The 13,709-nt window shown below is 42.9% G+C and carries 10 protein-coding genes; 6 read left to right on the forward strand and 4 right to left on the reverse strand.

The features are described 5' to 3' along the window. Position 1 precedes the first annotated feature (1 nt). The gene (locus FHW88_RS01230) at positions 2-5,173 is read right to left on the reverse strand and encodes a translocation/assembly module TamB (RefSeq protein WP_176622507.1); all 5,172 of its coding nucleotides are present in this window, start codon (positions 5,171-5,173) and stop codon (positions 2-4) included. A 206-nt stretch (positions 5,174-5,379) separates the two neighbouring features. Between FHW88_RS01230 and dnaE the strand changes: the two genes are divergently transcribed. Together dnaE and FHW88_RS01240 are read left to right on the forward strand one after the other, a co-directional pair. Next, positions 5,380-8,964, forward strand: coding sequence for a DNA polymerase III subunit alpha (dnaE, locus tag FHW88_RS01235; RefSeq protein ID WP_176622509.1), 3,585 nt, complete (start codon positions 5,380-5,382; stop codon positions 8,962-8,964). A 13-nt stretch (positions 8,965-8,977) separates the two neighbouring features. Continuing rightward, on the forward strand, positions 8,978-9,151 hold the full coding sequence (locus FHW88_RS01240) for a hypothetical protein (protein WP_176622511.1): 174 nt from the start codon (positions 8,978-8,980) through the stop codon (positions 9,149-9,151). 169 nt (positions 9,152-9,320) lie between these two features. Here the strand turns inward: FHW88_RS01240 and FHW88_RS01245 are convergent, their stop codons facing one another. Further along, the gene (locus tag FHW88_RS01245; RefSeq protein ID WP_176622513.1) at positions 9,321-9,638 is read right to left on the reverse strand and encodes a hypothetical protein; all 318 of its coding nucleotides are present in this window, start codon (positions 9,636-9,638) and stop codon (positions 9,321-9,323) included. Positions 9,639-9,849: 211 nt separating this feature from the next. Beyond that, the gene (locus FHW88_RS01250) at positions 9,850-10,260 is read right to left on the reverse strand and encodes a winged helix-turn-helix transcriptional regulator (RefSeq protein ID WP_176622515.1); all 411 of its coding nucleotides are present in this window, start codon (positions 10,258-10,260) and stop codon (positions 9,850-9,852) included. Between the two features lie 131 nt (positions 10,261-10,391). Between FHW88_RS01250 and FHW88_RS01255 the strand changes: the two genes are divergently transcribed. Beyond that, entirely contained in the window at positions 10,392-11,156 is a 765-nt protein-coding gene (locus tag FHW88_RS01255) for an SDR family oxidoreductase (protein WP_176622517.1), read from the forward strand. Between the two features lie 326 nt (positions 11,157-11,482). Next, a complete protein-coding gene (locus tag FHW88_RS01260) occupies positions 11,483-11,626 on the forward strand; it encodes a hypothetical protein (protein ID WP_176622519.1) in 144 nt (47 codons plus the stop codon). 50 nt (positions 11,627-11,676) lie between these two features. Here the strand turns inward: FHW88_RS01260 and FHW88_RS01265 are convergent, their stop codons facing one another. Beyond that, positions 11,677-12,006, reverse strand: coding sequence for a hypothetical protein (locus FHW88_RS01265; RefSeq protein WP_176622521.1), 330 nt, complete (start codon positions 12,004-12,006; stop codon positions 11,677-11,679). 265 nt (positions 12,007-12,271) lie between these two features. On the opposite strand from FHW88_RS01265, the gene trxA reads away from it, so the two are divergent. After that, the gene (trxA, locus tag FHW88_RS01270; RefSeq protein ID WP_090531998.1) at positions 12,272-12,592 is read left to right on the forward strand and encodes a thioredoxin; all 321 of its coding nucleotides are present in this window, start codon (positions 12,272-12,274) and stop codon (positions 12,590-12,592) included. A gap of 104 nt (positions 12,593-12,696) precedes the next feature. Beyond that, positions 12,697-13,617: a DUF58 domain-containing protein gene (locus FHW88_RS01275; protein WP_176622523.1), complete on the forward strand. Its 921-nt coding sequence runs from the start codon at positions 12,697-12,699 to the stop codon at positions 13,615-13,617. Positions 13,618-13,709 lie beyond the last annotated feature (92 nt).

Raw genomic sequence — 13,709 nt, forward strand, 5'->3', positions numbered from 1 at the left:
CTTAGTTTGAAGTAGTTTGCGGTTTGTTTTCCTGTTGCTGCTGCATGTTCTTTTGCTCCAATGCTTTATCTGCCTCGTCCTGTTTTTCTTTTTTCTCCTTTTGTTCCTGCTGGTACTGGCGGCGCAACCTGCGTTCTTCAGGGGTACGTTTGCGGAAGATCTCGCGGAAGCGGTTATAATCAACCGTCAAAGTAAAACCTACGCCTGTTTCAATGATCTGTCCCTGGATCACAATAAACTCGTCGCGGCGATAAGCACGCAGGGTATAGCGACCGTCCTTGCTTAGTTTATAGGCTATGGATACGTCACCTGCGATGTTCGACGCTTTTTGACCGGGTTGATTGCCTTCCAGGTTAAAGTTATTGCCCACACTTACGGTAAGCCTGTCGTTCAGGAACCGTTTAGACAGGCCAACATTCAGATCTGTCCGGTTTGTAGCCGTTCCCGACGAATAATCCTCGCCGGATGTAAGACCGAAATTAAGGTCAACGCCCGAGATCAGGCTGCCTGCCAGCCGGTTCAACTGATCGGATAGTAAACTGCTTACGCTGTTACGGATGGTGCCTTCAACGGTAGTACCAGCACCCTGGCTTTGCAGCGGGTTATCGCCTATAAAGTGGCCCAATACCAATACCCCCAAAACCTGTTTATTAAGCTCGTTAGGATCCTGGCGTATCTGGGTAAGGCGGGTATTTACAGTGCTTACCACATCTGATGATACGGAATACGAGCTATCGGGCAATACAATGTCAAAGCTGATAGTTGGTGTGAGCAACTGATCTTTCAGGTTAAGGTTAACATTGAAAGGTAGTTTTTGCTTGTACATCGTACTATTTTGCGCATCCGAAAGCTGGTTTGAAACCAGGTCAATAGGTGGTACATTGGCTACGTAAATAGCGGTAAGATCAATATTGGCACTGGTTGGGTCGCCGGTCCAAACAATGGTGCTGCCTTTTTTAAAGTTAAAAGTGCGCTTGACAGTTGCATAGGCCAGGTTGTACGAGCCCGAGTTAACCACATAAGTACCGGTAAGGTTTATTTTGCCGCTTGGATCAATGCCGCCATTCAGGCTGGCCTCGCCTTTAAGATGTACGATATCGCCATTTCGCTCATCAACTACAATAGTAAACGCTGCATTTTTGTTTACGTTGATAGTTGCAGAAACATCCAAACCCGTAACATCCGATTTCTTGAGCGAATCCAGTTGCCTGGCCAGCAGGATGGAATCCATTTTAGGAGCATCTTTATCAATAAAGTCGACAACTCCCTTCCGGTCTTCCAGCGCCGGGTCGTTGGTGGGCAGCACAAAGGTCATGTCGGTTTTGTCATTAACAGTAAGGTTGGCATCAACCACCGGCTTAGTCATATTGCCGCGGATCTTGATGCGGGTATCCACGTACAGTTTACCGTAGTAAAGTTTGTTATCGACCTGGGTGGAGTTGGTCACCCTGAAGTTATCGGCGTTAATATCCATGCCGAAGGCAAAATCGGTGTAAGTTTTGGTGTAGATACTGCCGCTTACCACAGCCTTGTTGCCGGTCGAATCAACCAACGTAAAATCATTAAAGCGGATGCCTTCGTTGTTAAACGTAATGCTTTCCTGCGGCATGCGGAAGTAGGAGTTAAGCATAGCCACGTTGAAGCCTACTTTGCTAAAGTTGATATCTCCCCGTACCGAAGGCGCATCTGTAGTGCCTGATATTTTAAGTGCTCCGGTAATATTACCCGTGGCATTACGCAGGTTACCAAAGCTAAATCCCTCGATGCTCTTCATGCTCAGGTTCACGATATTCAGGTCGAGATCAAAACGGCTTTCGGGCGAGGTGTAGTAAGTGCCGTTCAGGTCAACCTGGTTGCCTTTGCCGGTTATACTCATTTGTGCTGCATACGCATTCTCGGTTTGGTTATTTACTTTGAGGGCAATGTTGCCCACAGTATCGCCCTTAAAGTTAAAATCATTAACGTTGATAGCAGCTGTAAATACTGGTGAGGCCTGGAAGTTACTTACCGTGGCATCTCCATTAATAACGCCACCTACCTGTAAGGAATCCTGCTTAGCCATTTTGGTAAGGGCTTCAATATGGAAGTTATCGAATTTGATATTCAGCGGACTGTTAAATTCCTGCGTACTGCTGTTAACACTAAGGATCTGGTTGTTGTTGCTGATGGTGAAGTTATGCGCCAGGATCCCTTTTGGCCCATATTGTAAAAAGTTATCGTCACTAACGGCCCATGGCAAATAATCCAGCAATAGGCCATCTTTATTAAAGCTGAACTGGTATTCGTTAGGTAATATGCTGAAGGTACCAGCTATACGGAAGCGTTCTTTTTTTGCCGCATCGCGGATTTGAATGTTTAAGCCTGCTTTGTTGTCCTGCGCAGCTCCGGAAATGCTGGCATACAACAGGTCGACAGACGATCCAACTTTAACCTCATCAACTGAAAGATTATAGTTAAGCGCGTTGTTAGCGGTGTTAATGTTAAGCGACGCTTTATTAATGGTATTAGTGCCGTAAACCACTTTGGGTATGGAGCCTTTAACAACAAGTTCACCGGTTTGGCTGTTGAAGCTGCCGTTCAGTAAAACAGGGTCAAGCTGTTTTAGGTCGGGGGCAAACTGGGTAAGCAATGGCGTTTTAACCAGTTTGGCTTCAAACGTAAACTGCTGCGGAGAATATTTAACTGCAGGTGCTGGCTTGGTTTTGACGGGTTTACCGCCTTTGGTTTTTACCGCCACTTGTTGACCACCGGCGATAGCAGTGTTAAAATATTTATTGATCACATCCTGCAAGGCCGGGGCAATTTGGGTAAACTTGTACTTACCGGCCATATGGGCGCTCATGACAGCAGTTTTTAAGCGAAGTGTACTGCTGTCGGCACTGGCTGTAGAGATGAGGCTGATGGTATCCATCTGGATCCGTTGACCTTTGTTCACCACCAATAGATCGGTAGCTTTAATATCGGCATTCAGATAATCCGGATCGGCGGTTGGTACATCGGCCACGATCTTGCCATGGAAACGCATATCGTCCTTCACAAAATTCAGGTTTTTAAGGTTGATGCTATCCACATTCAGAGTGGCCTTCACTGCCGGATATTTTTTATTGAGATCAGCCTTCGCATTTAGGCTAAAATTAATGTTAGGATCTTTCATGGTAGCAACAGCGGTATAAGCCCCGTTGCTCGATGTACCTTTCATTACCAGGTTTTTGTACGTATAGCCTTTAACATAAGCCTTTGCAATATTGCCATTAAAAGCGATGCTGGCTTTTTTAGGATCGAGGCTTGTGCCTTTCACGTTGGCGCTCATGGTTATGCGGCCAACCATTTGCGGCTGTTTGGTAAGCGCGCCCACATTAAGTTCATTCGCCTTAATGTTGGCGGTATAAGTGGCCGCGTTTTTGTTTTTCCCGTTTTTTAAAGCAGCTACCAGATCAACTGCGCCATAACTCGAGCGCAAGCCCATTTTGGTATTAAAGCTGTACATGCTGCCTTTAAAAGTACCTTTCAGGTTCATTTTTTCGGGAATGCTCACATTTGGCGGGATGCTGCCGGCGGGGGCCAATTTGGCAATATCACTGCGACTGGTGCTGAAATCGGCAATGTTTACATCAAAGGTGGCCTTGTTTACGTCGGGCAACCCTTTCATTTTAGCTGAAGCCTTGATATGCGTGCTGCTTAAGCCGGTAACTTCCAGGTTGGGGATCTCGAGGTTGTTCACTTGTCCGCTTACCCGGCCGTTGATCTTAAACACCGTACCCGGCGAAGATTTGAACGGTTCCATATTGGCCATGGTTGGCATCAGCAATAAAACATCCTTTAGGCCCAAACGGCTACCATCTAAATTGGCATTGATACCGAGCGCGCCAATGTTTTTGGTGATGGCATCAATAGAAGGGTAACGTACCTGTACCGACTTTTGCAATGTGGTATTCGGCGTTTCCAGTAACAGGTCATTCATATAAGCATTAGTTGGCCCGTACAGGAATGACGTATGAAATTTGTTGATCTTTAAACCGCTTTTTTCAGCAAAAGTAAAGGTATTGATCTTGCCCGAAATGGTATCAGGGCTATAGGAAATATTTTCGGCTTCGGCGTTCAGGCTGCGTATATCCATGTGTCCAAAATCAAGGCCTTTGGGGATCACCTTCTGTGCTTCATTATCGAACTTAATATTATCGTTAGTAAAGGTAACCTTACCAATGGTAGCCCTCCAGGCCGATTTGGTTGGTGATGATACCAGCGTATCCAGTTTTTTTATTGTTTTAACAACTTCTTTAACTACAGTTTTAGGTTTGGCGAGGGTCAATCCGGCTTTGGTATTGCTTAGCTCAATATTTTTAATTCCTACTTTTTGATTTTTCAGATCGATCTTATCCATCTCCACCAAAAATTTGCTTAGGTCTACCTTTGCACCCATTTCGGCGCTTTGGTAATCGACTTTGATTTTGGAGATATCGATCACGCCTAAATTCAAATCCATATTTAGTGGAGTGGTGGCGGTATCAGGTGGTGGGATAGCTTTGGTTGGTGTTTGGATGATCTTCGCGTTTACATCGCTCAGGGTAATTTTGGGTATGGTAAACTTCATTTTATCCATATCAAAATCCTTAACGCGGGTGTCAAAATGGCCTAATAAAAATTTCACATCGTTGCCGGTAATAGCATCCTTATATTTTACGTTGATCTTATCGAGGATGATCTTATCAACAGAAAACTTCATGGTTGATGTAGTATCGGTAGGTTTTACTTCTTTCTTTTGTTCGCCAACAAAAGCTTTGATGATGTAATCGAAGTTGAAAACGCTATCGGCACCCCGGTTTACATTGGCAGTGATGCCTTGCAGGTTTATCTCGTTCACTTCAACCTGGCTATGTAGCAGCTTGAGCATGCTGATATCAACCTTTAGTTTTTCGCCGGCTATAAGGGTGTCTTTTTTCTGGTCTTCAAAGTATACATCTTCCAAAACCAGCAGCTTGGGCAGACCGAGACTAATATGGCCAATCTTAACCTTGGTATGGATCTTATTTTGTAAAAAAGTTACCGCTTTGTCTTTCGCAAAGTTTTGAACAGCAGGAACCTGTATTAAAATTACTACAAGGATAACCAGCAGAACTAAACTAACCAGTATCCAGAGTATTGTTTTAAGGGCTATTCGTAGTGTTTTTTTCAATTGTATACGTATTTCAAAGGTTAAGATAGCGATGCTTAATATAAACAAATAGCATGCTAAGGATAGCAGTTAGCTGTGTGTTTTGTATAATTTACAAAATGGGGCCGGCTTTAATTAAATTTCCACAGTGTTACTTTTTAACAGTCTACATCCCTAACTTGTTTTAACTTTGTAACTCATAAAGATTTTGTTGAAACGGATTAACTATGCCTGATTTTTCTCACCTCCACGTACATACCCAGTTCTCCCTGCTCGACGGTGCCGCCGATATTTCCAAGCTGTATAAAAAAGCCGCCAAGGACGGAATGAAGGCCCTCGCGATTACTGATCATGGCAACATGTTTGGCGTATTTAAGTTTGTAGCCGAAGCCGGTAAACACAATGTAAAACCCATTGTAGGCTGCGAGTTTTATGTGGTTGAAGACAGGCATAAAAAGCAGTTCACCAAGGAGAATAAGGACGTGCGCCGCCACCAGCTGATGCTGGCCAAAAATCCTACGGGCTACAAAAACCTGGTGAAGCTATGCTCATTGGGGTATATGGAAGGCCTGTACAGTAAATGGCCGCGTATTGATAAAGAACTTATTTTAAAATACCACGAAGGTATCATTGCTACTACCTGTTGTATTGGGGCTTCGGTACCACAAGCTATTTTAAGGGATACGCCCGAAAATGCCGAAAAGGAGTTTAAATGGTGGCTGGATTTGTTTGGTGAGGACTTTTATATCGAGTTACAGCGTCACGAAATTCCGGAGCAGCAAATTATCAATAATGTGCTGCTCACTTATGCTAAAAAGTATAACGTAAAAGTGATCTGTTCAAACGATTCGCATTACGTAGATCAGCAAGACTCAAACGCGCACGATATTTTGCTTTGCGTAAACACAGGCGATATGCAAAGCACCCCGATAGCTACCGACGAGGAAGGTGGTAAAGGTTATCGTTTCGGTTTCCCTAACGATCAGTTTTACTTTAAAACACAGGAGGAAATGGGCAAGCTGTTCCATGACCTGCCCGAGTCACTGGATAATACCAATGAAATTGTTGACAAGGTGGAGGTGTTAAAGCTAAAACGCGATATCCTGCTGCCCAACTACGTAATTCCTGAAGAGTTTAAGATCCACAAAACACCCGATGCCGATACTTTAAATCAATGGGAATACCTGAAGCACCTTACCTTTATGGGTGCCAAGGAGCGCTATCGTGATATTAGTCCGGAAACCGAAGAACGCATCAATTTTGAGTTGTTCACCATCCGTACTATGGGTTTTGCAGGGTACTTCCTCATCGTGGCAGACTTTATAAAGGCTGGCCGTGATATGGGCGTGTTCATTGGTCCGGGCCGTGGTTCGGCGGCGGGATCGGTAGTGGCTTATTGCACCGGGATCACCAATATTGATCCGATGAAGTACAACCTGCTGTTTGAGAGGTTCCTGAACCCCGACCGTAAATCGATGCCCGATATTGATACGGACTTTGACGATGCCGGTCGCCAGCGGGTTATTGACTATGTGGTTGATAAATATGGCAAAAACCAGGTAGCGCAGATCATTACCTATGGTTCGATGGCTGCCCGTACCAGTATCCAGGATGTGGGCCGTGTATTGGATATGCCGCTGGCCGATGTAAGTGCCATGAAAAAGCTGGTGCCCGAAACCCTGGGTATCACCCTCAAAGATGCCATTGAACAGGTGCCGGAATTAAAAGAGATCCTGAACGGTAACGACCTAAAAGCACAGGTACTGCGTGAAGCTGAAAAACTGGAGGGATCGGTACGTAATACAGGTGTACACGCCGCAGGTATCATCATTGCCCCTTATGACCTTACCGAGATTGTACCGGTAGCAACAGCGAAAGATTCGGACTTGCTGGTTACCCAATATGATGGCCGTGTGATTGAGGATGCCGGTGTAATTAAGATGGACTTTTTGGGTTTAAAAACCCTTACCATTATAAAGGACGCACTGCGCATGATCAGGCAAAATCACGGCGTGGTAATAGATATCGACTACATTCCGCTCGATGACCTAAAAACTTATGAGCTTTACCAGCGTGGTGATACCAATGGTACTTTCCAGTTTGAAAGTGATGGTATGCAAATGTACCTGCGCGAGCTTAAGCCCGATAAGTTTGAAGACTTAATTGCCATGAACGCCCTTTACCGCCCGGGCCCGATAGAGTACATTCCAAACTTTATCGCCCGTAAGCACGGCCGCGAACCGATAGTGTTCGACTTGCCAGATATGGAGGAATACCTGGGAGAAACCTACGGTATTACCGTATACCAGGAACAGGTGATGCTTCTGTCGCAAAAATTGGCGGGCTTTAGTAAAGGAGATGCCGACGTTTTGCGTAAGGCGATGGGTAAAAAGCAGATTGAGGTATTGAATAAAATGGAAGCCCAGTTTATGGACGGGGCGGTAGCTAAAGGCCATCCAAAAGATAAGCTTACCAAAATCTGGACCGACTGGAAGGCATTTGCTCAGTATGCGTTCAACAAATCGCACTCTACATGCTACGCTTTCGTTGCATACCAAACGGCTTATTTAAAAGCGCATTACCCGTCAGAGTACATGGCGGCGGTTTTAAATAACCAGAATAACATTGAAAAAATTACCTTCTTTATGGAGGAGTGCCGCCGGATGGGCGTTGAGGTATTAGGTCCGGATATCAACGAGTCGGACATGGCCTTTGCGGTTAACAAACGCGGGCAGGTTCGTTTCGGACTAACTGGCGTAAAAGGTGTGGGCGATAAAGCAGTCGAAAGTATTATTGAAGAACGTAATGCCAACGGTCCGTTTGAAACGGTATATGATTTTGCACGGCGCTCAAACACCCGCAGTGTTAACCGTAAATCGTACGAAAACCTGGTTTATGGCGGCGCGTTTGATGGCTTCGGGATTCCCCGTGCCCAGTTTTTTGCCAAAACCGAGTTGGGTACGTTAACAGGTGTTGAACGTCTGATCAAATATGCCAACGATTATCAGAATGTACAGAGCAGCTCGCAATCATCATTATTTGGTGGTTCGGTAGCATCATATGTGCCAGAGCCTGCTATGCCCGATGTTGAAGAATGGCCGCTGATAGAGAAGCTGAAGTACGAGAAAATGGTTATCGGGATCTATTTGACCGGTCACCCGTTGGATAATTATAAGGTTGAACTTAAACGTTTCTGTAACGCTACCATCAGCGATCTGAAGCTAATGCAGAAAGCTCGTTCAGGCGAAGGCGGTGAGGACGTAACTGCGGCCTTTAACGAACTGCGCCGTCGTGGTGAGTTGCGGATTGGCGGCCTGGTATCAAGCGTTCAGCATAAAATGACCAAAACGGGTAAGCCATTCGGCACTTTTGTGTTTGAGGATTATAATGAATCGTACGAGTTTGCACTGTTTGGCGATGACTACGTGAAGTTCCGTAATATGATGATGGAAGGCTATTTCCTGCATATTAAAGGAACCATCGAAGAAAAGTTCCGTCAAAAAGATAACTGGGACCTGCGCATCATGGTGATGGACCTGCTATCAGAAATGCGCGATAAGCTTACCAAATCATTAACGGTTTGCATTGATGTGCAGATGCTTAACAGTAAGTTGTTGGATGATATCCAGCATATGATAGATGATAATAATCAAAAGTACCCGGTGAAAAACTGTAAGCTCCGTTTCCAGATCAAGGACAGGGAAGAAGTTATGCTGGTTGAGCTATCATCCAAGTCATTTAAAGTAAACCCCAGCGATGATTTTATGGCCGGGATACATAGTTTAACTAATGAAGAGCCGGTACTGAGTTAAAAAGTTTTCTACCATGGAAGAAAAGAATCAAAACGAACCACAAGATCATTGGGATGATGAAGATTTTGTAAATGAAATGCAATTGCGCGTTGATGATTATGAAAGTGGGAGGGAGAAAGGTATCTCTTGGGAAGAGGTAAAAGTCAAAATGAGAAACCGTTCGAAAGATGAGTCTTCTAATAGTTAACATTACTACCGTGATTGTTGTACGCTTAATTACCCTCGCTTCATTTTCGCCGAGGCGTATAGGTTTTCGCATTTACAACGCAACCTGCGCAAAATTTGAGGTTAGGCATTGATTTTAATCTACTAATACAATCATTGCCCAACCCAAGATAAATTAAAAAAACAAGTGATTATTTAGCACTTGCTTTACCATGAATAAGCGAAAGATTTTTCATGGTTTCATCATAACCAGTAACCTTGTTGATTTTAGAAATTTCAGTCTTAATGCTTTTTAAATTCATATGAACATCTACAAAGTTTTCACCTGTATCCTTAGATAAAGCATCGATCTTTTTATTTATCTCCTTAAAATTATCATCTATTTTATTGAGCCCATCTGAAAGGGTTTTCCGGGTAGCAGTAATATCTTTTATTAAATAAACAACAGCCTTTGAGAGGCTGTTAACAACTTCCTCAAGTGGTGGTTGATTTGGTGTGTTGGCTGACATTGAGAGGTTAGGATTAAGTTTTAATCATGCAAAACTAAACAAATAGTATTTTACATCAAGGATTTTAATGAAAGTTTCCCACAATTTAATGGTTTTTTGATTGTTTATAGTATAAAATGTGGATAACTATTTTGGTTTGTATTGTTAGAGATGCCTGAGGTCCCTCGCTATCACAGAATGACAAGCATTTTTATATAACAAGTCAGTAGTACTACACTTCCGCCTTCACCACCTCATCATCTTGTTTTACCAAAGTATAACAAGTATAATCAGGCTTAATGACTTCACCGTTATCGTTGGTGACGGTCATGTAATGGCTGCCCCAGGTTTCGAGGGTGTAAAATATAGATGATAGTTCCTCACCAATGGGGGTGAGGGAATATTCGACCCTTGGTGGTACTTCGGGGAAAATATGTCGTGATACGATACCGTCCTCTTCCAATTCGCGGATCTGTTGCGAAAGCATCTTTTCGGTCATGCCGGGAATAGCCCGGTTTATCTCGCTGTAACGTTTCTGACCACTTAATAATTGGTTTATTATACTCAGTTTCCACTTACCACTGATCACGCTTAAGGCTGCCGCCATAGTGCAGGAGTGATTGGAATGTCTGTTTTTTGTCATAATAAAAAAGGGATATGTTGATTGCATCAAACCGGCTCATAACCTACCAAAAAGTATGTTGCACACAAAATGGTGCATTCTTGTGGAACGATGTAACCCGCTGTATCTTTGATGTATCAATAACAAAGATAATGAAAAAGTTACAAGGAAAAACAGCAGTAATAACAGGCGGCAACAGTGGTATAGGCCTGGCCACAGCACAGGAGTTCATTGCACAAGGTGCAAAAGTGATCATCACCGGCAGGAACCAAAAATCAATTAACGAAGCGCTTGAAACACTTGGTGCTGATGCAAAAGGCGTAATTGCCGACAGCGGCGACATGAACCAGGTAAAACAATTAGGCGACAAAGTAAAAGCCATTGCCGAGAAAATTGACATCGTATTTGTTAATGCAGGTATTGGCCAGTTCAATTCAACTGAGCAGATGAGCGAGCAGATGTTTGATGATATCATGAACATCAACTTTAAGGGTGCTTACTTCAGTATTCAGCAATTGTTGCCTTTAATTAATGATGGCGGCTCTATCATACTTAATACTTCTATAAACGCACATATCGGTATGGCCGGCGCAACTGTTTATGCAGCAAGTAAAGCAGCATTGCTTTCATTAGCTAAAAACATTTCGGCCGAGTTGTTGCCACGTCGTATCAGGGTTAACTCTGTAAGCCCTGGTCCGGTTGTAACACCTTTACACACTGCCGATAAATTAGGCTTAACCCAGGAACAATTGGAAGGCATGGGTTCTGAGCTTGTAAAACAGATCCCAATGGGCCGTTTTGGTTTGGCGGAAGAAATTGCCAAAACAGTTACTTTCTTCGCTTCCGACGATTCAACATTTATTACCGGTGCCGAGCTTATTGCTGACGGTGGTATGGCTACTTTAAAAGGTGCATAAGCTTCCTTCTAAACGGCGTAGCCCTCATGAGCACTAAAAGCAAATTAACTGCGAATAATCTCCCCTGAAGGGGGGAGACTTTAAAAAATTACTCCCGGAATAAATTGGGTGAGATAATGTGAATCGGAGTGATATATTAAACGACCGGCGGGTTAGCTGCCGGTCGTTTTTTTTTAAGTTTAACTACGTAAATGGTATAAATTGTAGGCGTGGTAAACATCAATAACAGAAACCCTAATGGAACCAGGCCAACACAACCTATAGCGCATTTTATATCCGGGGGAAGCAATAACATTGAAATAATAGCCGCTCCTACCGAGATTATCATGCCTAAAATAAATGTAAGAAAAGCGATAAATGCCAATGATAAAGACAGCGAATTATCGGCTATTTTTGATGAAAGAAATTTTTGCAAAGTCGGTGCTATAAGGAGCATCAATAAGGGAATAATTTGCATTGCTGTAGGTTGATACTTATCTCTTAATACGCTACTTGTTAAAAAGTAACCCTAATTAAAGGCTTAATTAATAGTGGGTTGCTGTCGTTTTTGTTTAACAATGTAAATTACATAGCTGATAATAAAAGTAACCGGGGCCATTATGGTGATAAGTAAAACGCCGCCTAAAAACAACGCAGTTTCGGGAGTGAAGCAGTGCGTACGACTGGTCTCATGAGATAGAACGCTAATATTTGTTGCTATGATAGAAAATCCTATCCCGACTATTATTGATAAGGCCATTGTAACGATGAGTGGCAAACTGGTTTTACGCATTATCCTTAATATCGAAAAGATAATCTGCAACACCGGTGCAGCTATAATTAGCAAAAGCGAGATGATTACCAGAAGCATAATAATACTTATAATGTTAATTAATACCACCAATGTTAAAAAGTAACCCGCTTGTACAGTTGTATATGTACTTTGTAAACAGGTTATTTGTGTTAATACGTCATGTCGCAAAGCTGTATTTGAGGGTGTAAATGCGACAAATGGTCATGCCTGCGTTAAGGGCGTGGGCTATAATAATATAATTGTCACATTGTCAGTAACGCACTTGTGGCAAGCAATTTGAATAGCATATATTTGTAAATACAAAATTTAAAAAATAGAAATCATGGCTTTAGAAATAACTGATGCAAACTTTGACGAGCTTGTCCTGAAATCAGACAAACCGGTATTAATTGACTTTTGGGCAGAATGGTGTGGTCCTTGTAGGATGGTAGGTCCGGTAGTTGAAGATATTGCAAAAGAATATGAAGGCAAAGCTGTTGTTGGTAAAGTAGATGTTGACAACAACCCAGGCATATCTGTAAAATACGGTATCCGTAACATCCCTGCCTTATTGTTCTTCAAAAATGGCGAAATTGTGGATAAACAAATCGGTGCTGTGCCAAAATCAGTATTAACTGATAAACTGGTAAAACAGTTAGCATAACCCAAAGAGGCTTATTTAATGCTACACACTGTAGCATTAACACAACATATTTTTTGAAAGAGCGTTGCAATTTTGCAGCGCTTTTTTTATGCCTATATTAGCCTATGACCAAATTAAACGATGATCAGCAAATAAGGCAACTGGCCAATCTCGAATTGCTGGCCCGGCAGGTGGTTGAAGGTTTTATTACCGGTTTGCACCAAAGCCCCTTTCATGGTTTTTCGGTTGAGTTCGCCGAACATCGCTTGTATAACAACGGTGAATCGGTAAAAAATATCGACTGGAAGCTGCTGGCCCGTACCGATAAATTGTTTGTAAAGCAATTTGAAGAGGAAACTAATCTTCGCTGTTTTTTGCTGCTGGATACTTCATCATCCATGAACTTTCCTGAAACGAGTACTAATAAACTTCAGTTTTCTGTTTATGCCATAGCATCGCTGATGTACCTGTTCAAAAAACAGCGCGACGCTTTTGGGCTTTGTTTATTTTCGGATAAGATAGACTGGATCAGCGCGGCAAAATCAACCACTACGCACCTGTTTTATTTATATGCCGAGCTGGAAAAAATGTATGCCAGTCCTAAAGTAAACACGCAAACCAATATCACCAATGTGCTGCATCATATTGCGCAGGAAATTCATCAGCGTTCGCTGGTGATCATTTTTAGCGATATGCTGGAGAATAATCTGAATGCCGAAAAGCAGCAAGCTTTATTTGCGGCAATTCAGCATTTAAAGTTTAATAAGCATGAGGTGGTAATTTTCAATGTTACCGATAAGCAAAAAGAACTTGAGTTTAATTTTGATAACCGTCCCCATCATTTTGTTGATATCGAAAGTGGTGACGAGCTGAAGGTGAACCCGGCCCGCATCCGCGACGCCTACAGGGCATCGTTAAAAGAGTACCGCCATCAGTTGGAGTTAAAATGTGCACAGTATCATATTGATTTGGTTGACGCCAATATTCATGAAGGCTATCATCATATCCTGAACACGTACCTGGTTAAGCGGAATAAGATGATATAAAGTATTTTAATTATTAAAACGGATCATGAGCGTTTCGGAATATGCAATGCTGTAATTCAATAGTAAGACACATGTGATGCCTCTCTACGGAA

The sequence above is a fragment of the Mucilaginibacter sp. SG538B genome, assembly GCF_013376065.1.
GTDB classification, from domain to species: Bacteria; Bacteroidota; Bacteroidia; order Sphingobacteriales; family Sphingobacteriaceae; genus Mucilaginibacter; species Mucilaginibacter rubeus.